Source organism: Rhizobium indigoferae, from assembly GCF_034554815.1.
Classification (GTDB): Bacteria; Pseudomonadota; Alphaproteobacteria; order Rhizobiales; family Rhizobiaceae; genus Rhizobium; species Rhizobium leguminosarum.
The window spans coordinates 167,687-192,877 of sequence record NZ_CP140639.1 but is presented as its reverse complement, the minus strand read 5'-3'; the positions used below and the strand labels follow the sequence as shown (position 1 = coordinate 192,877).

Here is a 25,191-nt window from a genome sequence, read left to right as displayed (position 1 = left end):
CACGATATATCCTGGACAGTGACGCTGCGATTCAAGACGGTTCGCAAGCGCGCAACTGCGCGATCACAAACCTGCTAAGATTTGTGGCAACGCCGTCATGCGGCTAAACAGCTTTGTGGCACCTGCCTCCATCAGTTTGTCTCCATGCCCAGCAAGGCAATGAGAGCCACCTACGAAGCCAATCACCATCATCCCGGCCGCCACCGCCGCCTGAGTTCCAGCAACGCTGTCTTCAATAACGAGACAACTGTCAGCCGGTGTGTTCATATTCTGTGCTGCAAACAGAAAGAGATCCGGCGCTGGCTTACCACGCGCAACTTGCGAAGCGCTGAAGACATGGGGCCAAAAGAAATCATGGAGGTCTGTGACTTTAAGTGCCAAGCAGAGCTTTGCAGCATCACTGTTCGACGCCACGCACTTCCTTAAATCGATAGCTTCCAAGGTTTGCCGAACGCCGCTGGTTGCACGCAGATCACGAGCATATCGATTTGCAACTTCGGCCATCACACGTTCATGATGATCCTCCGGTAGCCGTAAGCCGCCCTCGGATTCTATGACTGAATAACTTTGCTGGTCAGTCATTCCTATGAAGCGATCGTTATATTCTTCAGCGGCTATGATATAGCCGCATTTCGCCAAAGCTTCGATGTGCACCCTGGTTGCGATAAGCTCGCTATCGACGAGAACCCCGTCGCAGTCGAAGATCAGTAATTCCGGACTTTTTGAAAAAGACATACAAGGAGTCCTCGTTGTAGAATCGCCCTGAGTTTTGTCCCAGCGCAGCTTTCAATCTTCCGGGCATTGAGCAAAGTATGATTGAAACCGATCGGATGTTGACCATTGCGGCACTGGGAAATTGGTGCGACGCACGGTGCTCAGCCGGAAATTGCTCCTGCGGCGATCTTTGGACCTTGCTTATGAAGAGCATTCCAAACCTTGTGAAACGCCTCTGCATAAAGCTTCATCAATTCGCCATCGTTGGGAGGCGCAATCTCGGAAACGTAAAACATCGTATCCAAGAGTTTCACTGTGTTTGGAAAATCTGCGGCCTTCCAGTTGTCGCAAATGTCCGGAAGATATTCGAATACGGGCTTCGTGAGCCAAACACAGATAGGCACGCCTTCGGCCTGCAGCGATTTGACCACGAAATCCCTTGCAGCCGGGCCTGGCGCGAAGCCAAGTGCCGCAGGTTCGATCCGGAGGGGAAAGTTGAGCATCGAATGGTCGCAGTCAGATGGGTTGAAAAGAGGAAATATACCCACAAGCTCGCTGATCATCTCCCATAAAAGCTTGCTGTTGTCTCTTCGGATTTGGAGTTGCGTATCCATCTCTGTGACTCGCAGCTTCGCTATAGATGAAGAGAATACGTTAGGCCTGTAGTTGTAGCCTTGGGAATAGGGCGAGAATATTCGCGCTCCACTCCGCGACGAGCTGGACAGCGATACGCGATCAACATGTGCAATCAAGTTGGCGTCCTCCGTAATGACAAATCCTAGCTCCCCAGCCCCAAGATGCTTGGCGCCGTTTCCGGATAGAGCGAGTGCGTCTGCATCAAGATGAGCACCGCCGACGATTGGTTTCGCGGCTCCGATCGATTGGCAGATGTCGTCGATCACAGCAATGCCTTGAGCACGCGCTGCAGACCTCCCGTCGGGGACGAGAATATTGTTCCCGAAAAGGTGAGTGATTAAAACTGCAGCGACATTGGGGTTGAACCTTTCAGCGGCCGCCCACTGATCAATCCCGGCTAGGTTCATGTCGACGTCAACGAAGACGGGTTGGAGGCCACTGATTGTAATTGGTCCTACCGCTCCTGGCCAATTCAGTGCCGCGGTAACAACTTGCTCGCCTCGCTCTTTGACGTAGTCGAGTTCGATGTGAATGGCCGCCGTTCCGCTGCCAACAGCGCGCACTTGCCACTTCCCAGTCCATCTTGCAAGTTTTTGCTCCAAATCGCTCACGATTGGATGGTTAACGCGGTGGTACCTTCCACCATCGACAACGCCACGGAGGGCATCCACGTGCTTATTCTGCGCGGCGGGCCAAGGTGTAACACGTCCCTGGGGGACCACAGGCTTTCCACCGAAAACGGCGAGCTTCTCGGCTGAGAAAGCGGCTGTTGCGTTGCGGGTTTTGAGCCGTAGTGCACCGAATCCGTTCATCGCGTTCTCCAATCATGCTCATTAGAATGCTGATCAGCCCACACGAACGCTAGCACTGCTTTCCCAGATATGATAGCTCAAACTAAGTATATAAAAAAGTATATTCTAAATTATATTTAAGATACGCGAGATAAAATAAGTATAATATTCGATTCTGTTGTGTATGGTGGCAGCCGCTTGGGCGTCACCTTGGTCAGCTTCTGTAGGGAGCGCTTGGGATATTTCAATAGTTTTTAACGACTGGGCGGACAACTAAGGTCACTGAATGAAGGCTTGACGTGAACCGGCCAAAGTTTCCCGTAAGCGCCAGGTGCCGATCATAAGATGCCTTGGAAGAACAGCACATGGCCCCAGATCATAACCCGAGCCTCACCGGATGGCGAAGAAGCGGTTAGCCCTCTGATAGTGCTGGCCGTTGGTGGCGCAATTGATTCGGCCAACAGGATTGGATGCTATGGACTCGTTGATAAGAAGACTCGAAGCTCACCGATTGGGAGAAAGTGAGGGCAGTTCTGACGATCGCCATAAAGATGAGAGCGCTAAGGGTATAGTACCCGCCCAAAAACTGATTCCAACGGGAACCTTGGGCCCTGCGAATCGGGGCCGATTGCTGCAAGCCTTGTACGACATAGGGCCATCTAGCAGGGCGGACCTGGCCCGCCTTACCGGTGTGACTCGAGGAACTATCGGAGGGATTGTGCAGCCCCTGATCGATCAGGGTGTTCTTGCGGAAGGAGAGGTGATACCTCCCAACGAAGCAGGCGGCAAACCGGCTACCAAGTTGTGGTTTTCCAAGGATGCAAGGCCAATATGCGCGGTGCTCCTGCTGCACGACCGCGTGAGTGCGTGTTTGGTCTCATTGGAGGGCGAGGTCTATGCTCAACACGCCGCCGATTTTCCGAAGAACCTAACACACCCCTCCGACGCATTCCGTATTATAAGCACCTGTGTCGAAGAAACTATCGCATCTGGCAAACCGATCTTGGGGATAGGTGTAGCAGTTGCAGGAATGATCAATACGGAGACGGGCACAATCGTGACCGTAAGTCTCGGGCCATTCCTGGACGGCTTACCGCTCGAAGCCGAGCTGCACAAAAGATTCGGAGTTACCGTGTGTGTCGATCAGGATACCAGAGCTTTGTTGGTTGGGGACCGATGGTTTGGACAGGGCCGCGGTCGGAGAAACTTCGCCTCCGTCCATATCGGCGAGACTTTGGGCGGGGCGCTTTATCTTGATGGGCATCTCTATCGGGGACCCGCAGGTGCAGGCGGTGAAATCGGTCATACGACCGTAGACATCAAAGGTCGGATATGCCAGTGCGGCCGACGCGGATGCTGGGAAACAATCGCCAGCTCGAAGTGGTTAATGGACGAGGCCAAGGTCAGGCGGTTGCCACAACCTCACTCGCTGGATGTGAGCCGATTATTGACTCTGGCCAACGACAATGTCCCAGGCGCAAGAGAATTACTTCGCGACTACGCGTTCAATATTTCGGTCGGCCTGGCGAACCTCCAGCAGTCCATGGCGCCCAATTTTATCGTCATTCACGGCGACATCGTACGAGGGGGAAACCCCATACTTCATTTAATCCAGGAAAGCTTCCGGGAATTGGTATTCCATCGCCCGGGTGATGAAATTGCCCTTGCTTTCGGAGATAGCGAATGCCTGGCGGCTTTGCGCGGTGCCGCCAGTCTGCTTCTTTCTGAATTGCTGAATTTCGTCATCTAATGGCCTCCGCAATACGATCCTCGGATAAGTGGCGCCAAACTGGGCTGCCTTTGAAAGCAATCTGGCAAACGGTAGGTAATTCCATAAGTCGGGCTTATAGGCGACTTTCGAACCTAAAGCACCTTACGCTTAATCGGACGCATATCCTGCGGCTTTGAGATAGTTCCAGCATTCGGTTCTGTTGAAGAGATTGCAGATTGAGCCGAGAGCGTCGGAGAGGGTATCGAAGGTTCTTGCGGCGGCGGCGCGCAGGTCAGCCTTAATCTTGGAAAATGCCATCTCCATGGGATTGAGATCGGGGCTGTAGGGCGGCAGAAACAGTAGCCCGGCTCCTCGTTTAACGGCCTGTGCCGCGCTGGTGCTTTTGAACGACGAGGTTGTCAAGGATGACGAGATCACCGGGTTCAAGCCTTGGCGCGAGCTGGGTCGGGACATAGGTCTCGAACGAGACGCGGTTCCTGGCGTGATGGATGATCCACGGCGCGGTCAGGCCGTAACAGCGCAATGCTGCGATGAAGGTCTGCGTCCCCCAATGCCCGAACGGTGCATCCAGTCGCATTCTTGGCCGACGCTTGCCGATCCAGACGTCACGGTCCAGCCGCACCGTCGCGCGTGCGCGTTCGACGCCATCAGGGCTTTTTTGTGAGCCCGTGGGCGGCCAGGACACGCGACAGTGACGACGGTGGAACCCGAACACCATGCGTGCCATCAAGCTTGTCAGCCAGTTCCAGCATGGTGATGTCGGGCTTGCGCTCGACCTCAGCGATCAGGAACGACAGATAGGCTGAAAGCTTGCCGCTGCCTCGCGGACGGCCCTCCCGCAACGGCGCGCAACCGTGCCGCTCACTGCGCGACGACGCGGTAGCTTGATCGCAGCACTCTCGCTGACACAGAAGTGCCGCGCCGCGGCCCGCCGAGACTGTCCACCATCGACACGACACGCTCGCGAATATCCAACGCATCAGACTTGCCTATATGATCATCCTTTGCGGCCAGGCGGATAGGCCTGTTTGGCGGCGGCAAGAGAACCGGATGAGCGGGATTGAACTCCGCGCATCAAGCAGACAATGGCGACGTCACTTGTAGACTTTGTCATCGCCTTGCCTGTACCAGCCTGCAGCCCCCTACCTGATGCTGAGCCCTCCGGTCACCAAGGCTCGCGGAAGGGCCGCAATTCCGTCAAGAACGACCAAGCCGAACGCGGCTGGTGAGTGACGTGCCAGACCTCTTCGGCGATGTCGGATGGCTGGATGAAAAAGTCATCCGGCATATCCGCGAACCGCGCGCGAGTCCAAGGCAGGTCGATGACCGCGTCGATCATCATGAAAGAAGCGTGTACGCCCCGAGGACCCATCTCGCGGGCAATGCACTCGGTGAGAACGCGCTGCGCCGCCTTGCTTGGCGCAAAGCCGGCAAAGGCGGCCTTGCCGCGGTAAGCCGCAGTGTTGCCTGTCACCAGCAAGGCACCGCCCCCTGCCGCCTCCATCCGCGGTGCAACCCACCTGGCCAGTTGTAGCAGCGCCATGACATTGATCTGGAAATTCTGCTGAAGGACTTCCGGCTCGATGTCGAGGAAGTTGCCGAAGGCCCCGCCCACCGCGTTGTGGATCACCACCTTAGGTGCGCCGGCGCGTTGCTCGATGGTCTCAAGGGCGTTTGCGAGCGCCGCAGGGTCGGCCACATCGCAGGGGACCGCGAAAGCGTTTGGAAGCTCGCTCTCAAGATCGCTCAAGCGCTCGGCGGTGCGTGCGAGCATGGCGACTTGGTAGCCACCGTCGTGGAACCGTCGCACCAATGCTGAGCCGGTGCCCGGCCCGACGCCGGTGATGATGACAAGCGGGCTCATGCGGCGCGCGCCAGGTGATCCTGCACGAAGTGCAGCCGATCATTGCCGAAGAACATTTCGTCCCCCACAAATAGGGTCGGCGCGCCAAACACGCCGCGCGACGCCGCCCTTGTGGTTGCCTCCTCCAGCAAGCCCTGCGCGTCCGGCTCGTCCATTCGCCTTCCAAGTTCCTCGGCGTCGAGACCGGCGGCACCCAGCACGGCGGCGACCTCTGCCGCCGTCGCAAGCGGTGCCGGAGCCGACCATATCGCGTTGAAGATCGCTTCTACCGCCGCGGACATAGCACCCATTTGCCCAGCCACGAGCGTGGCGCGCAAGAGCCGGCTAGCATCGATCTCCAGCAGCTGTGGGTGCCAGTTAAGCGACACTCCATAATGAGCTGCCCATCGCTGAAGATCGGTCATCACATAGCGGCCCTTGGGTGCGCAGGTGATGCTCGTCGGCACGTTCCCCACCTGCTTCATCAAGTCTCCGATCTCCAAGGGATGGAAGGCGATCTCCACATCCATCTTCTGGACCTGGGACAGCGCCAGGAAGCTGTATGGACTGCGATAGTCGAAATAAAAGTCGAGCGTTCTCATTCGGGGCTCCTTAAAGCAATCCGTCGTTGTACAAAATGTTATCGTGCACGCCGGCTCCGCGCTCGGCTGCGAGATAGAACCGAACTCCGGCCCGAAGGCCGATGATTAGGTAAGTAGAAACAGATGCACACCTAGGCCAACGCATTGTCTCCCTGGCGCCTATGAACGGTGGCGGAGTTGTTCGTCCAGCGGGCTTTGAAACCGAAAACTGCCAGCGTCACAACCAATCACACATTCATTCTGCATGATGACCATCATCCTGTCTACCCCAATGCTTCGCAGATCGTCATACGCCGGGCCGATTGGTGGGCGGGGACGTACCGATGAGGCAAACTCTCGGGCTCGCAGTCGTTTTGATCGGCACTTTGAAGTTGGTCTTTATAAACCTGCGATAGGTGCTCACGGTCGCGAGAGCGGCCCGCCAGGTTGCGAAGAGGCTGAACTATGCGCAAAGGGACCGGGGTGCTAACAGTTCCCGGCCCGTGCCACGACTCAGGCCTCGCCCCGGTTACCTGAGCGCGCCAGCTCATTGGCGTCGTCGAACGCCGCCAGGTGATCGCGGACGGTGCGGAGCAGGGCGTCCGAACGGTCGGGGTCGGTCATCACCCGCGACAGCGCCAGAGCCCCAACCATCGCGCTGACGGCCAACATCGCCCTCGAATCGTCGTCGTCGCCAAGTTGTTGCCGAGTGGCAGCGATGTAATCCTCAACATAGGCTCCCATGACCGTCTTGGACTGGGCATCGGCACGCCCGACATCGGAAACCAGCGCCGAAATCGCGCACCCAGAGCTGCGCGAGTCCCGATGGTTCCGACTTAGATAGTCTTTAACCACGTTGGCGAAGGCGCGCGCGCCCCCTGATCCCTTTGGCGACCGACGCGCGCCATCAACCAGGGCGCGCGTCAGAGCCTGGGCGAGCAAGTCCGCACGCGATGCGAAATGGACGTAGAAGCCGCCATGCGTCAAATTAACGCTTTTCATAAGCTTGCCTACACTCACCGATTCGAGCCCGCCGTCGCGGATCTGGTCAGCGGCCTCCATCAGAATCCGCTCTCGATTTTGTACCTTTTCGGCCTGTGAATGCCCCAAGACCAATGTCTCCTTGCCAACTGACGGTCTGCCTTGGCCATTAGCATATAAATAAAGGAAGGGTTCAAGGCGGGTTGCCTGTAAAACCGGACATTACCCATCGCTTCTATTACAAGCCGCACTCGCCGATTTTATCAGTGAAGGCTATTTTGCTACCCACCTTCGACGGATGCACCGACTTTACGGGGAGCCTCAAAAGGGTCTTTGTCGGCCTGTGTCAGCGTCATCTCGGCGAGTGGCTCTCTATCGAAGAGAATGACGCTGCCATGCGGCTTGTCGGCCGCGTCAATCTGAAACTCCGACACAATCCCGCGCAACTGTTTTGCCTCGATGGCAAGTGCCGTACTTGCAGCCGTGGATTCCTCGGCCATGGCTGCATTTTGCTGCGTCACCTGATCCATTTGATTGACTGTCCGATTGACCTCAAAAAGAGTTGCGGACTGCTCGTTGGAAGCGGCCGTGACGGCATCAAGCTGAGTGTTAATCAGCACTATCTGGTCCACGATGATCTTGAGCGCCTCGCCGGTATCGCGGACCAGCTTGACGCCACTGCTGACCTCATCAACCGAATTGAGGATAAGATCCTTGATCTCTTTTGCTGCATGCGCAGAGCGTTGAGCAGGCTCCCGCACCTCCTGGGCAACAACCGCGAAACCTTTTCCTGCCTCGCCGGATCGAGCCGCCTCGACGCCTGCGTTGAGCGCCAGAAGATTGGTCTGAAACGCGATTTCGTCGATGACCCCGACGATACTGGAGATCTGCGAGGATGACCGTTCGATGCGTTGCATTGCCGCGACAGCGCTGGAGACCACTTCCCCGGAGTGGCGCGCCGACTTGTTTGCCTCGATCGCAACATGTCGCGCCTCCGCTGTGCGCTTTGAGGAACGGGCGACGTTCTGGGTAATCTGATCCAGAGCGGCGGCGGTTTGCTCCAGTGAAGCAGCCTGATGCTCTGTGCGGCGTGACAGGTCCTGCGCGCTCAAACTGATTTCCTGCGCGCCATCATCTATCGATTCGGTTGCGTTCGACACAGCTCTCAAGCTCTCAGCGAGTTGGGCAACAGCAGCATTGAAGTTCGTCCGCAACGGTTCGAAGTCCTCGGCGAACTTGTCGTCGAGGCTGAACACGAGGTTGCCGTCGGCGAGATACCTTAGGCCCTCTGCAAGCCCGGACGTTGCCCCCGCCATATCCCGCGCCCGCTGACGCTCGGTCTCGGCGAGACGCGCACGTTCAATCTCATTTGCGCCACGACTTTTCTCTGCATCCTTTCCGAGATCGCGCGCCCTTAACTCGTTGTCCTTGAAGATCTGTACTGCCCGGGCCATCGATCCGATCTCGTCGCGGCGGATCGTTCCCTCAACAGTCGAAGTGAGATCGCCGTCGGCTATGACCTTCATCGTCCTAACCATCTGCTTGATCGGTTTGACCAACCAGGCGCGAATTGCGAGAAAGCCGAAACACCAGACAGCCAGGAGTGCCACACTAGCTGCTCCCAAACTCAGCACGGACGTGTCACGGACAACGCTCGAAACGTCAGCACGCTTTTGCTCTGCGTCCGAAGCGAGTTTTTCCGTGACGGATGTGAATCTCGGTGAGATGGCAGCAAAGGCGGGTTGGCAAAGAGTGAGATAGAGTTGCTGGACCATGGCAAGCTCGGCTTCACTAGTTGCGCCGCGACCAACTGCGATGGCTGCGCCACACGTATCGGTCAGGACGGAGAATCCATCCGCCTTCAACTTCGGCAGTTCGCTCTGCTCAGGAACGGCAGCGATCGCCAGATCCATGAACCTGACGAAGTTTTCTCGTGCGTCATTCAAGCCAGCTTCTGCGCGCGCCCTCGCCTCTTTCGACCGCGTCATCACCATGTCGCTGATGCTAGCACGCGCGGTTTCCAGACTTCGGTTCGACTGGGTCAAGCGAAGTGCTGCAGATGCATCTCTGTCGAGAAGCTCCTGATAGCTGTCGCTAACCCTCAGCATTTGCCGGCTCTGATAGAACGTCAGACCGAGTGCCATGATGCCAAAGACGGCCATGATGATAAAGAACTTACCGACAATGGAAACGTGTTTCACAGGCCACTCCTCTAAGCTCGGTGTCACTTACGGCGGATGGATGTTCAGATTCTGATGGTTTGATGTCTCGAGTTTTAAAAAAATGGCTGCCGCCGACCTCGTAATCGACGACAGCCAAGTTGCCTGGGAGGGCAGGAGAAAAGAGTTGAAACCCGAGCTGGCGATAGTTCGTGCACGTTCTGTCAGTCGCGGATCGCAGTCCCCGTTACTGGATCGAACCAGTGCAATTTCTCCAGGTCGACAGTCAATGGCAGCACCTGATTGGGTCGAGGCGTCAGCGCCGGTGGTATACGCGCCACAAGCCGGTTCTTACCCTTATTGGGAAAGTCTTCGGTATCCTCAGCATCGTTGATATTGACCGGCGGTGACGCAATGTCGAAAAACACGAAAGTGTCGGCTCCAAGCGCTTCGGCAACCGGGATCTGCTCATTGAACAACGCCTCGGCCTCGGGACAAACCTTGAACATCTCCGGGCGAATTCCAACAATGACTTGTCGCCCGGCAAAGACCGACAATGCTGGCTGGGCGGGGATGGAGAAGGATATCTTCGTCCCGGTAATCGCAGCTTTCAGCGTCCCGGCTTCCGCTGTCAGCTCGATGCGTACGAAATTCATGGCGGGCGAACCGATGAACCCCGCGACGAACAGATTAGACGGCTTGTCGTAAAGCATCTGCGGCGTGTCGATCTGCTGAAGATTACTCTCCTGTCCGTTAAACACCGGCTTCAGCACAGCCACGCGATCGCCCATGGTCATAGCCTCGACCTGATCGTGGGTCACATAAAGGGTTGTGACGCCGAGTCGCTGATTAAGGAGCTTCAGTTCACCGCGCATCTGCACGCGGAGCTTGGCATCGAGGTTGGAAAGAGGTTCGTCCATCAGGAAGGCCATGGGATGGCGAACGATCGCTCGACCCATCGCCACGCGTTGGCGTTGACCACCAGACAATGCCCCCGGTTTGCGCTCGAGATAGCGCGCGAGATCAAGCATTTCGGCTGCATCGCGCACCAGCTTGTCAATCTTGTCCTTGGGTATTTTGCGCTGCTGCAAGCCAAAAGCCATGTTGTCGTAAACAGTCATATGAGGGTAAAGCGCGTAGTTCTGAAAAACCATCGCAATATCCCGATCCTGGGGTTCTGTCTCCGTGACGTCAGCGTCATCCATGAGCAGCCGGCCGCTGTTGAGCGTTTCAAGACCCGCTGCCATCCGCAATAATGTCGACTTGCCACAACCAGACGGGCCGACCAAAACGACGAATTCTCCGTTCGCGACCGAAAAACTTACATTCGCAACAGCAACGGTTCCGTCCGGAAAGGTCTTGCCTATCCCATCAAAGGTCATGGACGCCATTTTTATCTACTCCCAGTATATTTGGGCGAGGCAAGCCGAACTGTTCGCACGGATTTGCCCCGAGCTTTTGGTTCCGGCATTAGCCGATGTTCACAGCCTTGCCGCTTGCGACCGATTGTTCGATCGCCGCCAGGATCTTGGTGTTTTCCAGACCGTCCTGTGCATCTGCCAGCAGAGGAGCATCACGGACCACGCTATCGACGAAGCGAGCGATGGATTCCAATACGAAGCCACCGATACGCGTCGCGCCGGTTGGCGTTATGCCGATGTAGTCATTGTATTTCAGTCCGCCGTCGACGATACGGCGCAGGCCGCCGCTATGGGTCGGGTCTGCCTGGATCTGACCCTTTTCACCAACGAACTCGATCTTGAAATCGACGAGCGAAGGATTGTCGCGCGACAGGATCCAGCTGTTCTCCATGGTCACGACCGTGCCCTTGGAAAATTCAAGGATCGACGCATGGAAGTCTTTCGTATCCACGCCGCCGGCAGACAGTGTCCCAGAGCGGGCGACGGAATAGACACGCACGACCTCGTCTGCGAGAATGAAACGCAGGACATCGACGAGGTGGCTGCCCAGGAACCAGAGTGCCGAAGACTTTGCAGCCCAGCTCAGCATTTCGAACGGAACGAATGTCGTATTCGAAAGACGCGCGGTCCCGTGTTTGGCCAAGCCGATCTGACCGTCCTGGATCATGTCGCGAACCTGGGCGAGGATGGGATTTACACGGTTGTGGAAATCAATCATCAGCTTGCCCTTGGATTTTGCGGCAGCCGCAGCAATTTCCTCGGCTTCACTCACCGTCGTCGCAAGCGGCTTTTCGCTCAACACGTGTTTGTCAGCTTTCAGAGCGGCGAGGATTATCGGCGTGTGGGTAAAGTCGGGTGTCGCAACCGAGATCGCATCGATCTGGTCGCTGGAGATCAGCTTCTGATAATCGGTGAAGGCCTGCGTTGCGCCGTAGGTTTCCTTCATCTTCAGCGCCCTGCCCTCATCGAGGTCGCAGACGCCGACCAGCTCGGTCTCCGGCAAGACATTAAAGGTGTGGGCGTGATTGCCGCCCCAGAGACCGGCGCCGATGACGCCCATTCGCAGTCTGCTCATTTCATTACTCCATTCATAAAGGGAAAGCTCAGCCCTTCACCGAACCAAAGGTGAGGCCTCGTACGACGTATCGATCGAAAACAAGGAAGATGATCATCGGAGGTATCATCGCGAGCACCGCGGCGGCGGCGATGTAGTTCCAGGTCACTCCGCTCGTTGCGAAATATCCAAGTGTTCCGATCGGAAGGGTGGCGGTCGAGCGTGAGCTCAGCACCAGCGGAAAAGCGGCGTTGTTCCATGCGAACACGAAGGCGAACATCGAGGTGACAATGATGCCGGGACGTACGATGGGCAGCGTGATCCGCAACATGATCGTGTACCAACGGGCGCCGTCCACCCGGGCAGCTTCCTCCAGTTCCACTGGCACCTCATCGATAAAGCTCTTCATCAACCAGACGGAAAACGGGATCGTCAGCGTCTGGAGGACCAGGATCATCGAAAAGTAGGAACCCTGGAGACCAATGCGCGTGATGAGGATGAAATACGGGATCAGAAACGCGACCGGCGGGGCCATCAACAGCCCGAGATACCACAACATGATGTTCTTCTTGCCGCGGAGCTTGAAACGGGACAATGCGTAGGCCGCAGGAACGGAAAAGGGCAGATTGAGCAGCACAGCACCAATCGCGACGATGAGGCTATTGACGAGTTGCGGTGCATTGGTGCCCGGATCGACGAGGATGTGCCGGAATGCGTCGAGATTGGGCTCGAATGTGAGTTGCGGCGGCATGGTGAACGCCGTCTCGGCCGGGCGGATCGCAAGGGCGATGAACCATAGGATCGGACCGACGAAGATTGCCAGGAAGAGGAGGCCGGCGGCGTAGGTGAGTGCCGTGTTGAAGCTCGTGTGGCGGCGGGACATTTCACCACTCCTCGTTTCGGAACGCGAAGAAGACGTAGAGGGCAACGATGACGTTGACGATTAGCACGGTGATCCAGGTCATTGCGCTGACTAGGCCTATGTTGAAGTTGACAAGGCCCTGCTCGTATAGAGAGTACCCAAGCGTGCGCGTGGAGGTGCCTGGTCCGCCGCGGGTGAGCACAAGCACCGTGTCGAAGGTGTTGAAGATCTGCATGAAGCGCAGCATGACGATGATGATCGCGGTGCGCTTGATCAGCGGCAGCTTGATCCGCATCAGGATCGTCCACGCGGACGCGCGATCCAGGCGTGCGGCCTCCAAAATCTCGTCGGGCACGGCCAAAAGGCTCGCATAGAGAACGATTGCAAAGAACGGCGTCCACTGCCAGATGTCGACGAAGAGGATCGCCGCGAGTGCCGTCGATGGCGAGCCAAGAATTCCCTCTGCGGGAACGGGGAGCCAGAACGACTGCAACAGCCAGCTCAACAGTCCACCGCCGGGATCATAGAGGTAGCGGAACAAAAAGCCGACGACGATGGGCGCAATCGTGGTGGGCAGGATCAGCAGGGCACGCACGACATTCATGCCGGGCAGCGCCTTGAGCAGGATGAGCGCGATCGCCAGGCCAATCGTGAACTCAAGTGTCGTGCCAAGGATCGACAGGATCAGGGTGTTGGTGAGTGCGGCGCGAAAATCGAAGGCGTTAAACGCCTGCACATAATTCTCGAAGCCAACAAACTGGAGCGGCTCCGGGCCGATTTGCAGGTTCCAGAAATAGAAGCTCGATCTTAGGGCAAACAGCAAGGGGTAGGCGATCAGAGCGAGCAGCATCACCACCGAAGGCGCGATCAGCAAGTATGGCAGGTTTCGTCGGATAAAGCTCTTCCGGGCAGGCCCTAAGGCTCGCGGAGAGCGAACAATAGTCGTGTGCATTGCCAGATCCAGTTCTTCTTCAAGTGGCTGCCGGCGCGATCGCTTTCGCGCCGGCCCGAGGAGAACTCTGTTACTTTTTGGCGATCAGGGCTTTGGCCCCGTCAAGAGTATCTGCGTAGCTATCCTTCTGATAAGGGATCATGAGATTGCCCTTTAGGATGCTCTCGAACAGGCTGTTGGCACGTTCAAGACCCGTCTTCGGCTCTTCGCTACCAGTCAAGAGCTGGTTCAATGTGAGACCCAGCACGCTTTCGACAGCCGTGTAACCAGGGACAGGCGGGCGTGTGACCTTGCCATTGCCCTGCTTCATCATCGCATACTGCACATCGAGGTAAGGATAGATCGCCTTGACTTCCTCGTCTTGATAGAGCGAAACGCGCGCAAAGTCGGAAAACTGGTAGTTGAGGTCCGGCCAAAGAGCCATTTTCTTCTGCGTGGCCTTCGAGGTCGCCCATTTGATGAAGGCGTAGCCTGCCTCTTGCCTTTCGGAACTGGACGGGATGCCAAGGCTCCAGCCGCCGAGGCTGACCGTCTGAGGCACGCCCTCAGCCTTCGGCAAGGCCGCGGTTGCATACTTCTCCATGACGTCCGACTTCTTGCCGGTCATGTAGCCGGAATTCTTGATCAGATAGAAGTACGGGGTCCACCAGTAGAACATGCCGATGTCGCCCTTGGCGAAACGGGTGCCGGCGTCGAACCAGACATAATTGATGGCTTCAGGCGGAGACAGCTTGTAGAGCTGCCTGTAGACTTCGACAGACTTGATCCAGGCGGGGCTTGTCAGCTGCGGGGAGAAATCCCACGGAGCGGCCGGGAACGATTTGAACCAGTTCGCCCCGTGGCTTGCTGAGACCTGCGTGAACATGTGGACGATCGGCGACGGTTGAGAGCCGCAAACGACGGTTGGAAAGAGCGGCTTGCCGCCAAATGATTTGCCTTCCATCGACTTCAGGGTGTCAACGTATTTCGTCCAGGTCCAGTCTTCCGATGTCTCGGTCGGCGGTGCTGCAATGCCGAGTTCGTCAAAGACGTCCTTGCGGTACATAACCCCCTGGGCATAGGCGGCGACCGGCAATGTGCCGACCTGGCCGCGCCACATATTCGAGGAGTAAAGGACCTCCGGGATGAAGTCTGAGAGATCGAACTCGTTGTCCTTGGCAATAAAATCATTCAGCGAGATGATCCAGCCATTGTCGAGGTACTGCCCGAGCCACATCTGATCGACAACGATGACGTCGGCGTCTGAGGTCTTGGCGACAAAGGCAGACACGAGGCGCGATTGAAGGGCGTCATAGGAGAGGCTCTCCAGTTCCACCTTAATGCCGGTTTCCTTCTCGTATTCTGGCACCAGCGCCTTCATTGAGAAAAAGAATGGGTCTTCAACGGACAGGACGCGAACCGTGTTCGCATCCTGCGCGGCACCCCGCCGTGGAATGGCCAATGATCCCGCGCCAGCCACAAGAGCTGCGACGGAAGCGCTTTTCAGCAGGTCACGTCGCGACATATTTCCGATATCGATTGTCATAAACAGCCTCCTCAGTTGCTTCGTATCCCAACCCCGGCCCTTCAGCGCAGCCCCGGGCTTCCGCTTGTCGATACTGAGATTGTTACCCCTAATTTGCTTTTTGTAAGCAGTTAGTTTGTACCTCGCACAAACTTATGTTAGTGTCAAGAAGTTGTCGCGGCGAAAATTTCGGCGCTGTACCGCGGTTGTCATCGACATCCTACTTGCATCACCAGAAAGGGCCTTATGCTGTATGGCCGTTCGATAATGTACGGGCTAAAAGGATCCGGTAGATTGGAGAAGAGAATTGAAGTTTGAGAGCCAGCCGTCCTATTCGTTGGGCCAGCGCACCCCTGCCAGCAGAGAAGTCGCTGCCGGCGAGAACGGCGGCAACGTGACACTTGTCTCCCAATCGGCACTTGGCGCGATAAACCGCGGTCGCGTCCTTCAAGCCTTATATGATAACGGACCTAAAAGCCGGGCAGATCTCGCTCGACTTGCAGGTGTGAACCGGACCACGATAACCGGTATTGTGCAGCCGATGATCGAAGACCGGCTTCTTATCGAGGGAGATGCGTCGCCTTCCGACGTCAAAGGCGGCAAGCCGGCTCGACCGCTTTATTTTAACCCCGATGCACCGATGCTCGGCGCAGTCCTCCTTCTGCCCGGCACGATACAGGGCTGCCTGGTCGCATTAACCGGTGAGATCAAGGCCATTACGAAAGCTGAGTTCGATCCGTTTGGCGACAAAGAAGCATTCATAGCGATTATCACAAAAACGCTTACTACTACCCTGTCTGAGGCCCAGCAGGCACCGTTCGGCATTGGCGTGGCATCCGCTGGAATGATCGACAGTGACAATGGGGTCATTCTTACCGTGAACCTTGCTCCCGTTCTGACGGGACTTCCACTTGTAGCCATATTACAGGAACACTTCTCTCTCCCGGTTGTCATCGATCATCACCCCCGCGCCTTGCTTGTCGGTGACCGATGGTTCGGACCTGGACGTGGCCAACAAAATTTTGCAGCAGTCTATACTGGCGAGGTTCTCGGCGGAGCTTTCTTCATCGATGGTAAAGTCTACCGTGGACTTGCCGGCTCCGGCGGCGAACTCGGTCACAGCGTGGTGCAGATCGATGGTGCCCTTTGCAATTGCGGGAAGCACGGCTGCTGGGAGACCGTCGCTGCCCTTCCTTGGTTACGAAAGGAAGCCGCCCGAATGGGCTTGCCGCATCCCAAAAGCGTCACCTGTGCCAGGCTTGTCATGGAAGCAGACGAAGGCTCGAACGCGGCAGAGGAGCTTCTCGACCGTTATACACGGAACGTGGCTTTCGGCATCGTCAACCTACAGCAAACACTCTCCCTCAACTCCTACGTCCTTCATGGAGACGTCGCCGGAGGCGGAATGAAGGCTGCGGAGCTGATCAGGCAGCATGTCGAGCAGCTAGTGGTGAAGAGACCTGGTCAGGAGATCTCGATCACGGTCAATGGTATCGGCGAAGGCCATACGGCTCTGCGTGGCGCCGCGGGCCTGGTTTTATCCAGCCACCTCAAGTTGGTCATTTGAGGCTTTGTAGCGGCACCGATCTGCAAGGAAGGGCTCGCGGGCATGCAAGGTGCGGTTCGCGCCGGGGCCAGCCCCGGTAGACCTCTTAAAGAGACTCAGGCGCGCAATCAATTTTTTAAGCTCGGGATTTGGGCTTGCGACCGTTAAGGTAAGGACTGCCATCGTCTGCGACGGCGGCGGAAAAGAGAGAGGCAAAGAACGGAATGCAGGCCGCCCCGATCGCGCCGGCGCGAGGGCCCAATCGGGAGGCCTCGACTGCGGCAGCCTCCAAGCCGCGCGACGGGCCAAGGATTGGCTGACTGGAAATTGCGCGTACCAGCCTGTCTGTCACTAGTTCTGGCAGCCGTCCCCCAAGGACAATCAGCGAGGGGTCGAACATCGCCGTTGCTACACGTACCGTCTCCCTGAGTTGCTTTCCGGCGCGTTCAACCCAGATTTCTAACGCCGCTTCGGCGCTGTCTGGCAACCGATCGAGATCGATGAAGTCGTGGATGGCGAAGCCGGCACCGTTGAGGGTGGCAAAAAGGTCTTGGCCGGATGGGCGCGGCTGGTCGTACGGGTAGAGAACTCCGGGCAGGCAGGCGTTTCCATTGACACCGCGGTACGGCCGTCCGTCGATAACCGCCCCTCCCCCGACACCGTGTCCGATGTGAATGAAGAACATCGGATCAGGCTGCGGGATGCGTCCGCCGAACACATACTCTCCGAGCGCTGCAGTTGTTCCATCATTCTCGATGTAATAGGGCGCTTCGAAAGTCGCTTTAAAAGCTTGGTCCGCCTCACCATCATCGAAAGCCGGGAAGAAGCTGTGGGCCTTGAGGATGTTCGACATCGTGCCGAAATTGCCGGGCACCGAGCAACCGACCCCGAGAAGGCGATCCTTAGGCGCTCCAAGGTCGGCCAGCATCGCCGCGATAGCCGCCTGCGCCGCGCCTGCCACAGACAAAGCCGTGCTGGTCTCGATGTCGACTGATTGGGAGGTAAGAATCTTACCTGCTAGATCAACAATTGCTACCTCCATTCGGGAGACCGAGAATGTTATTCCTGCGGAAAGATACCGGTCAGCCCGCAAGCTCAGCAAGCGCCGAGGCTGGCCTTGGGCGCCGGTCCGCTCGACCACCTCTATCAGAAGTCCGATCTCAATTAAGCGACCTATTAGCCGAGTGACAGAAGCGCCTGTCATGCCGGACCGTTCGGCCAGGTCGACGCGCGCAATCTTCTTGCCCACGAAAATCAGTTCGACCAGTCGTCGTTCGTTCCGTGAAAGGTCCATTGGTTCCAGGAGTGCCTCAAATCGTTAGTAGCCAAAGAGCTATTGCAATATATATTAAATTACGCAATGTAATTAAACTGTCATGAAGCTCCATTAAGAAGGCGCCGGGGATGACTGGCCAAACTGAAACGAGAGAACACCATGCATCAGATCAAACGTTTATTGACCCTCGCAGCCGTGCTGATCGCGATCACCTCTCCGGCCTTGGCCAATAGTCTTGTCGTTTATTCACCTCAGGGTGAAGAGAACGTTCAGTGGATAATCGACCAGGCTAAAGCCGCCGGTCACGATGTGCAGTTTCTGCGCGCACCCGGAGGAGAACTTTTTGATCGGCTGGTCGCCGAGAAGAACAACCCCCAGGCCGATGTCGTACTCGGCATGGTCGACACGTCTATGGCTCTGCTCAAAATGAACGGCCTGTTCCAGCCATACACACCAGTCTGGGCGCCGGACCTCCCGGCGCAATACAAGGACAAAGAAGGCATTGTCTACAAATTCTGGAGCACACCGGTTGTCATCGCCTATGATTCCGACAAGCTTGCCCCTGAGCGGGCGCCGAAAAGCTGGCTGGACCTGACAAGGGGCGAATACAATGGCAAATACGTCATCGGCAACACCGCCTGGCAGACGACAAGGGTCTATCTTGCCGGCATCTTGGCCCGGTTCCTCGACGACAAGGGCGACGTCACTCAGGCTGGATGGAATTTTCTTGGCGCATTCTATGCGAACGCGATCGTTGTCGATGACGCCGATGCGCGCAAAGAAGCCTTCAAATCGGGCGGTGCGATCATCAATCTGAACTGGTTCGGTGGCGTCACCAAGGACGCCAAGGAGCTCGGCATGCAAGTCAAGGTCATTGACACGGAAGGTGGCACACCGGTCATCTCCGAAGGCGTGGCGATCATGGCGGGAACCGATCAGCTGGAGCAGGCAAAGGCATTCGTCGACTGGTTCGGCTCTGCCGATGTCATGGCCGGCTACGCCAAAAAGTTCGGTCAGGTTCCGGTGCTGCCGGCGGCGCTGGCGAAATCACCGCCAGAGGTGCAGGCGAATGCGGAACTAGTCAAGGCGCAGCCGATCGACTGGGATGCGATCGCGCCCAAACTCGACGGCTGGTTGCAGAAGATCGAGCTTGAAATCCGGTGAGGATGTAGGACCGGGCGATGCAGATCGCCAGGCTTCACAGGAGTATGATCATGCCGACCCCGATCCTCATCATCGATAAACTGCATATTGGCTATGGCGACAAGGTGGTCATCCGCGACCTCTCGCTTGAGATTCACGAAGGCGAGTTCGTTGCTCTGCTCGGGGCCTCCGGCAGCGGCAAATCCAGCGTTCTGAGGACCCTCGCCGGCTTTCATTCGGTGATGAGCGGGCGGATTATTCTTGAAGGAAAAGATATCACCAACGAGCCTCCGGAGCGCCGCAACGTCGGCATGGTATTCCAGAACTATGCGCTGTTTCCAACGATGACGGCGTTCGAAAACATCGCCTTTGCTTTGCGTGTGGCGAAGATGCCGCAGAGCGAGATTGGCAAGCGCGTCGCCCAGATCGCCGAAACATCCGGGATTACGGAGCAGTTGCACAAGAAGCCATCGACCATGTCAGGCGGGCAACAACAGCGGGTCGCGATTGCGCGCGCGCTCGTCGCGGGCTCCAAGGTGCTTTTGTTCGACGAACCATTGTCCAATCTCGACGCCAAGGTGCGAGTGACGATGCGCCGCGAGATCAAGAGGCTCCAGCAGGAGTTTGGCTTCACGGCAGTCTTTGTCACGCATGATCAGGAAGATGCACTCACGATGTCGGACACGATCGTCGTGCTGGCAAACGGTCGTGTTGAACAGATCGGTGACGGGCGTACTCTTTACCGGAAGCCTGCGACGCCGTTCATCTGCGAGTTTATCGGCACCGCCAACGAACTGCCCACGCCGCTTGCGGGGCAAATCCTGGGCAGCGACGTTCGGGGGCGCATTTTTGTTCGCCACGAAGATGTGTTCGTTGGGAAAGCGATACCAGCCGGGTTGCCCGCGACCGTCCGTCATGTGGAATTCCTTGGCGCCCACAGCCGTATCGACCTGGATGCCGACGGATATTTCATTTCGGCCGCTAGGATGGGGCACGAGTTACCCGAAATCGGTGAGACCGTGTCCTGGACGATCCGGCCGGGGTCGGTGCATATCTTCGAGGAAGCGGACAGATGAACCGCGCGGCTGCCGTCGAGCGCGTAGTCTATTGGATCGGGTTGGCGGCCCTGATCTGGATCGTCGTCACCTTCCTGATACTGCCGCTCGTCGCGTCACTTCATGCGGCATTTTTCAAGGACGGCAGCCTGGTGGTTGGCCAGATCGTAAGCGAACTTTCAAGATCACGAAGAGTGCGTGCTGCCCTTTGGAACACGGTTTGGATGACGTCAGCGACCATGGTCACGGTGACCATTGTCGGGATTTTCCAGGTGGTTGTCCTTGAATATTTTCACGTACGCGGTCGTGCACTCGTGAAAATCGCCTATGCAACGCCGCTGGTCTTCGGCGGTGTCGTTGCGGCGGCGGGCTATAACTTCACCTATGGTCCCGGCGGTGCGGTGACACATCTGGTGAAGGCGATCGTTTCCAGCCTCCCGCAAGACTGGTTCATCGGCTGGTTTGGCGTGCTCTTCACGCATACCTTTCTGATGACCAATTTTTACTATCTTTTTCTGCGTGCTGCGATGCGCCGCGTCGACTACGCAACCATCGAAGCCGCGCGCAGTATGGGTGCCTCGGAATATACGATCCTGGGGCGTGTGGTACTGCCCGCAATCATGCCGACGCTCCTCGCTGTCACCCTTCTCACCCTTTACACCGCGATCAGCTCTTTCGCCGCCCCTCAGGTGCTGGGCGGTCGCGATTTCCACATGCTGAGCCAGATGGTGCTGACTCTGAACAGCCTGCGCCGTCCCGACATGGCCGCCTTACTGGCGCTTATGATGGGACTGTGTCTCATGGCGCTTATCCTGCTGTCTCAATATTACGAAGCGCGCGGCTCCTATGTCGGCGGCGCGAAAGCAACTGCGCCCATCCAGCTACGCAAAATTTGCAACCCGATCGGCAATGCAGTGCTACATTTTTTTGCCTATCTTCTGGTAGCTATCTATGCGGTGCCGATCGCTCTTGTCGTACTCTTCTCCTTCGCCCCGGCCGCGAGCATCGGCATCGAAGTGATCCCATCCAGCCTGACACTGAAGAACTATGCCCGCGTCTTTACCGAAGGCACCGCCTTTCTTCCGTTCTTCAACTCCATAGTGATGAGCCTTGTCGCGGTATCGGCGGCGCTCGTCGTTACACTGTTTGCCGTCCCGGTTATTCTTGGTCGGCGCAGTTGGCTGACGCGCCTTCTGGACATCACTTTCTTCCTGCCATGGGTAGTTCCTAGTATTCTGCTCGCAGTCGGGCTGATCGTCACCTTCGACACGCCAAACCCGCTCGTTGGAAACGCAGTCCTCCTTGGCGGCTACTGGCTCCTGCCGATTGGCTACGCCATCGTCGCCTTGCCGCTTATGGTGAGGTTCCTGCGGGCAGCCTTCGTAGGAATCGATCCGGCCTATAACGAGGCGGCCCGCTCGATGGGCGCCACTGGTCTTTATCGCTATCGCCGCATCATTCTGCCGATAGTGGCGCCGACTGTAATCCTCGTCGCCGGGATGGCCTTCAACGATCTCCTGTCGGAATACCCCCTGTCGGCGTTTCTATACAACGTCAACAACAAACCGCTGCCGATTGCAATCGTAGACAGCTCGCTGTCTGTCGATCCTGAGCAGGCCGCGCTCAACCTTGTCTATGTCACTCTGATCATGGCGTTTTCACTGGCGATCATTCTGTTGGCCGAGCGCATCGGCCTTGGCAAAGGTCCAGAAACCACAACATTGTAGAACAGGAGACTGATCCATTGGATACCTGCATCACCGTCTGGCATTGGCCGCACCAGGAGCGTTGGTACGACGAAGGCATTCGCAACTCGCTCACCCTCATCAAGGAAGCTGGCTTCACACACATCAACTGGAATCCCGACTCCGGCAGTTCGTACTGGCTGGCCGACGCCGAGATCGAGTTTACAAGCAGGATCGTGACCGATGCTGGGCTGAAAGTGCACTCGGTTCATGGCAGCAATGGCCGCAATCCTATCACCGAGATCGGCCACAGAAACCCTGGCCCTTTCGCGATGGAGACGCGCAAGGACTTCCTATCGCCGCATGAATGGCAGCGCCGCAGCGGAGTCGAGCTGTTGCGCAACCGTGTCGACCTGGCGGCCGCGTTCCAGTCCCCCAATATTGTTCTGCACATCGATATCAACGACAACGTTTTCGGCAGCGAAGCCGCCGAACGAGCGTTCTTCGACCCCCTTTTCCAGTCTCTCGACGAGATCAGGCCTTACTGCGTCGAGAAGGGCGTCCAGATTGCCGCGGAAACTCTCCTTTGCGCCAACGCCCAGAATTTCCTCAACCTCTATGATCGGCTGTTCGCTCGATACGGCAAGGAGTTCATCGGCGTCTGCTTCGATTGTGGCCACTGGGAACTGATCGAGCCAGGCAAGCTCAGCGTGCTTGAGCGTTTCGCGGATCGCCTCATTGCTACTCACATTCACGACAATTTCGGAGCAATGGATAACCATCTCTTGCCATTCGACGGACGATTAGATTGGCACACGATCGCCTCGGCGATCGCCGCAACTCCTTATCAGACTCCGCTCAACTTCGAGACGCCAATGGACCGGTATGGGATTCCAGAATCCGCCTACTATCGCCGCGCTCACAGTGTTGCTGTTAGGCTCGAGGAGATGGTCGCTGAGGCGCGCGAGAGGAAAAGCACGTGATGGCGAATGCGCTTACCCTCGACATTTCTCCACTATGTCGTGACAAAGGTAGCAGCGTTGACGCTTGAACAGTTCCGGGGCGGAAGCCGAAATGGGTCTGCTGCCGGTCGAGCCTTGAGAGATAGACGATCGAGTCGTGGACATTGGCCGGCGTAACATGAGCATCGGTGATGATGGCGAGCTTGCCGTGCACCGTGCGATGATCGAGAGAGTAGAAGCTCTTCGGCTTGCCGTCGCGCACCATATAGTCGCTGTCTGGATCGCTGCGGGAGACCTTGGTCTTCTTCACCTCCGGCCGGCGCTCCTTGTCCTTCAAGGGCTTGGCCGTGCAGCTTGCGTTCGGCCTCGATCGCCGCATCCAGATCGGCCCAGTAGTCGGCGCGCGGCTTCTCGACCATCGCAAGATCGTATTTGCCCTTGTTGGCATTGGCCTTCAGATGGGGTGCCGTCGACCAGCCCGTGGCCGATCGCCTGTTCGACGATGTGATCGAAGATGTCCTGGGCAACCGATGTATCCTTGTAACTGCGGCGGTTCTGGGCTGAGCGTCGAGACGTCGAGCACTCCATCCGTCAGCTTCAACTGCAGAAACCAGCGATAGGCGACATTGACCTCAATCTCGCGCACCAGCTGCCGCTCCGAGCGGATGCCATAGAGATCGAGGAACAGCGCCTTGAACATCAAGGTCGGGTCGAGCAGAGGGCGGCCGTTGTCGGGGCAGTAAAGTCCCGCAACACGATCACGAATGAACGAAAAGTCGATAACAGCGTCGATCTTGCGAAGCAGGTGATCCTTCGGAACCAAGCTGTCGAGCGTCACCATCTCGAGAGCCCTCTGCTGCGGCGCGGGTTTCTTCAACATGTCCCACTGAATCATAAACCCGCAGCCAAGGCCAGGGGTTTGTCAGCAATCTGACGGCGGGGAAATCCCCGCCGCTTCGAAGTTATCTTGGAAAGGCCGGCTTACGCCATGGCCTTCTGCAGGTTCTGGTCGATCTTGTCGAGGAAGGCAGTGGTCGAGAGCCATGGCTGGTCGGGGCCGATCAGCCGCGCCAGGTCCTTCGTCATGAAACCGGATTCGACGGTGTCGACGCAGACCTTTTCGAGCGTCGCGGCGAAGCGGGCAAGCTCGGCATTGTCGTCGAGCTTGGCGCGATGCGCCAGGCCACGGGTCCAGGCGAAGATCGAGGCGATCGAGTTCGTCGAGGTTTCCTGGCCCTTCTGATGCTCGCGGTAGTGGCGGGTCACCGTGCCGTGAGCGGCTTCGGCTTCGACCGTCTTGCCGTCGGGCGTGAGCAGAACCGAGGTCATCAGGCCGAGCGAGCCGAAGCCCTGGGCAACAGTGTCGGACTGGACGTCGCCGTCATAGTTCTTGCAGGCCCAGACGTAGCCGCCAGACCACTTCAGCGCCGAGGCGACCATGTCGTCGATCAGGCGGTGTTCGTAGGTGATGCCGGCTTCCTTGAACTGATCCTTGAATTCGGTCTCGTAGACTTCCTCGAAGATGTCCTTGAAGCGGCCGTCATAAGCCTTGAGGATGGTGTTCTTGGTCGACAGATAGACCGGCCACTTGCGCATCAGACCGTACATCATCGAGGCGCGGGCGAATTCGCGGATCGATTCGTCGAGATTGTACATGGCCATGGCAACGCCGGCGCCCGGTGCGTTGAAGACTTCCTTCTCGATGACGGTGCCGTCTTCGCCGACGAACTTGATCGTCAGCTTGCCCTTGCCGGGGAACTTGAAATCGGTGGCGCGGTACTGGTCGCCGAAGGCGTGGCGGCCGACGACGATCGGCTTGGTCCAGCCGGGAACCAGGCGCGGCACGTTCTTGCAGATGATCGGCTCGCGGAAGATGACGCCGCCGAGGATGTTGCGGATCGTGCCGTTCGGGCTCTTCCACATTTCCTTGAGGTTGAATTCCTTGACGCGGGCCTCATCCGGCGTGATCGTCGCGCACTTGATGCCGACGCCGTACTTCTTGATGGCGTTGGCGGCGTCGACGGTGACCTGGTCGTTGGTGGCGTCGCGGTTTTCGACCGAGAGGTCGAAATAGTCGATGTCGAGGTCGAGATACGGATGGATCAGCTTATCCTTGATGAGCTGCCAGATGATGCGCGTCATTTCATCGCCGTCGAGATCGGCGACGGGATTGGCGACCTTGATCTTGTTCATGTATCTGCCTCGTTCGAGCTTCAATGGGGACGGGCGTCCCGGGTGGGTGATATGATCCGGAGCGCTGCTGGCGCCACAGGCTGGCCTCGCCAATACCCGCG

General features: G+C 57.4%; 19 protein-coding genes and 2 pseudogenes. 6 read left to right on the top strand and 15 right to left on the bottom strand.

Going from position 1 to position 25,191, the window contains the following annotated elements; all coding sequences use genetic code 11:
* Positions 1-63: 63 nt before the first annotated feature.
* Positions 64-735, bottom strand: a complete 672-nt coding sequence (locus tag U5G49_RS36210; RefSeq protein ID WP_193446207.1) for an HAD family hydrolase — start codon at positions 733-735, stop codon at positions 64-66.
* A gap of 140 nt (positions 736-875) precedes the next feature.
* Positions 876-2,162 carry a DegT/DnrJ/EryC1/StrS family aminotransferase gene (locus tag U5G49_RS36205; protein ID WP_193446208.1) on the bottom strand — a complete coding sequence of 429 codons (1,287 nt, stop codon included), beginning with the start codon at positions 2,160-2,162 and terminating at the stop codon, positions 876-878.
* A 454-nt stretch (positions 2,163-2,616) separates the two neighbouring features.
* On the opposite strand from U5G49_RS36205, the gene U5G49_RS36200 reads away from it, so the two are divergent.
* Positions 2,617-3,891, top strand: coding sequence for an ROK family protein (locus U5G49_RS36200; protein ID WP_193446209.1), 1,275 nt, complete (start codon positions 2,617-2,619; stop codon positions 3,889-3,891).
* Positions 3,892-4,020: 129 nt separating this feature from the next.
* Here the strand turns inward: U5G49_RS36200 and U5G49_RS36195 are convergent.
* The 10 genes and pseudogenes from U5G49_RS36195 to U5G49_RS36150 all read right to left on the bottom strand — a co-directional run bounded on the left by U5G49_RS36195 (position 4,021) and on the right by U5G49_RS36150 (position 15,251).
* Positions 4,021-4,866 (bottom strand): annotated as a pseudogene (locus tag U5G49_RS36195) (transposase).
* Between the two features lie 172 nt (positions 4,867-5,038).
* Positions 5,039-5,737 (bottom strand): SDR family NAD(P)-dependent oxidoreductase, encoded by a 699-nt coding sequence (locus U5G49_RS36190; protein ID WP_018482080.1) that lies wholly within the window; start codon positions 5,735-5,737, stop codon positions 5,039-5,041.
* Positions 5,734-6,318 (bottom strand): 2-hydroxychromene-2-carboxylate isomerase, encoded by a 585-nt coding sequence (locus U5G49_RS36185; RefSeq protein ID WP_193446210.1) that lies wholly within the window; start codon positions 6,316-6,318, stop codon positions 5,734-5,736. Before U5G49_RS36185 ends, U5G49_RS36190 begins: the two co-directional genes overlap by 4 nt.
* Positions 6,319-6,810: 492 nt before the next feature.
* The gene (locus U5G49_RS36180; protein WP_246289408.1) at positions 6,811-7,407 is read right to left on the bottom strand and encodes a TetR/AcrR family transcriptional regulator; all 597 of its coding nucleotides are present in this window, start codon (positions 7,405-7,407) and stop codon (positions 6,811-6,813) included.
* A gap of 152 nt (positions 7,408-7,559) precedes the next feature.
* Positions 7,560-9,479: a methyl-accepting chemotaxis protein gene (locus tag U5G49_RS36175; protein ID WP_193446211.1), complete on the bottom strand. Its 1,920-nt coding sequence runs from the start codon at positions 9,477-9,479 to the stop codon at positions 7,560-7,562.
* Between the two features lie 182 nt (positions 9,480-9,661).
* Complete coding sequence (locus U5G49_RS36170) at positions 9,662-10,828, bottom strand: ABC transporter ATP-binding protein (protein ID WP_193446212.1); 1,167 nt, start codon at positions 10,826-10,828, stop codon at positions 9,662-9,664.
* A 79-nt stretch (positions 10,829-10,907) separates the two neighbouring features.
* Positions 10,908-11,933 carry a Gfo/Idh/MocA family protein gene (locus tag U5G49_RS36165; protein WP_193446213.1) on the bottom strand — a complete coding sequence of 342 codons (1,026 nt, stop codon included), beginning with the start codon at positions 11,931-11,933 and terminating at the stop codon, positions 10,908-10,910.
* 28 nt (positions 11,934-11,961) lie between these two features.
* Positions 11,962-12,795: a carbohydrate ABC transporter permease gene (locus U5G49_RS36160; protein WP_027681768.1), complete on the bottom strand. Its 834-nt coding sequence runs from the start codon at positions 12,793-12,795 to the stop codon at positions 11,962-11,964.
* Between the two features lies 1 nt (position 12,796).
* Positions 12,797-13,726 carry a carbohydrate ABC transporter permease gene (locus U5G49_RS36155; protein WP_193446214.1) on the bottom strand — a complete coding sequence of 310 codons (930 nt, stop codon included), beginning with the start codon at positions 13,724-13,726 and terminating at the stop codon, positions 12,797-12,799.
* Positions 13,727-13,796: 70 nt separating this feature from the next.
* Complete coding sequence (locus U5G49_RS36150) at positions 13,797-15,251, bottom strand: ABC transporter substrate-binding protein (protein WP_193446215.1); 1,455 nt, start codon at positions 15,249-15,251, stop codon at positions 13,797-13,799.
* A 286-nt stretch (positions 15,252-15,537) separates the two neighbouring features.
* Here U5G49_RS36150 and U5G49_RS36145 point away from each other — a divergent pair, with 286 nt between their 5' ends.
* Positions 15,538-16,797, top strand: coding sequence for an ROK family transcriptional regulator (locus tag U5G49_RS36145; RefSeq protein ID WP_193446216.1), 1,260 nt, complete (start codon positions 15,538-15,540; stop codon positions 16,795-16,797).
* Between the two features lie 115 nt (positions 16,798-16,912).
* Here the strand turns inward: U5G49_RS36145 and U5G49_RS36140 are convergent, their stop codons facing one another.
* A complete protein-coding gene (locus U5G49_RS36140; RefSeq protein ID WP_193446217.1) occupies positions 16,913-18,070 on the bottom strand; it encodes an ROK family transcriptional regulator in 1,158 nt (385 codons plus the stop codon).
* Between the two features lie 141 nt (positions 18,071-18,211).
* On the opposite strand from U5G49_RS36140, the gene U5G49_RS36135 reads away from it, so the two are divergent.
* The 4 genes from U5G49_RS36135 to U5G49_RS36120 are packed head-to-tail and all read left to right on the top strand — an operon-like array spanning position 18,212 to position 22,918.
* Complete coding sequence (locus U5G49_RS36135; protein ID WP_193446218.1) at positions 18,212-19,216, top strand: extracellular solute-binding protein; 1,005 nt, start codon at positions 18,212-18,214, stop codon at positions 19,214-19,216.
* Between the two features lie 50 nt (positions 19,217-19,266).
* Complete coding sequence (locus U5G49_RS36130; protein WP_193446219.1) at positions 19,267-20,271, top strand: ABC transporter ATP-binding protein; 1,005 nt, start codon at positions 19,267-19,269, stop codon at positions 20,269-20,271.
* Positions 20,268-21,977, top strand: coding sequence for an ABC transporter permease (locus U5G49_RS36125; RefSeq protein ID WP_193446220.1), 1,710 nt, complete (start codon positions 20,268-20,270; stop codon positions 21,975-21,977). The genes U5G49_RS36130 and U5G49_RS36125 overlap by 4 nt, the downstream gene beginning before the upstream one ends.
* Before the next feature lie 17 nt (positions 21,978-21,994).
* Complete coding sequence (locus U5G49_RS36120; RefSeq protein ID WP_193446221.1) at positions 21,995-22,918, top strand: sugar phosphate isomerase/epimerase family protein; 924 nt, start codon at positions 21,995-21,997, stop codon at positions 22,916-22,918.
* A gap of 79 nt (positions 22,919-22,997) precedes the next feature.
* Here U5G49_RS36120 and U5G49_RS36115 read toward each other — a convergent pair.
* Both U5G49_RS36115 and U5G49_RS36110 read right to left on the bottom strand, forming a co-directional pair.
* Positions 22,998-23,777 (bottom strand): annotated as a pseudogene (locus U5G49_RS36115) (transposase); the annotation flags it as partial.
* A 101-nt stretch (positions 23,778-23,878) separates the two neighbouring features.
* Positions 23,879-25,090 carry an NADP-dependent isocitrate dehydrogenase gene (locus U5G49_RS36110; RefSeq protein WP_164049599.1) on the bottom strand — a complete coding sequence of 404 codons (1,212 nt, stop codon included), beginning with the start codon at positions 25,088-25,090 and terminating at the stop codon, positions 23,879-23,881.
* Positions 25,091-25,191 lie beyond the last annotated feature (101 nt).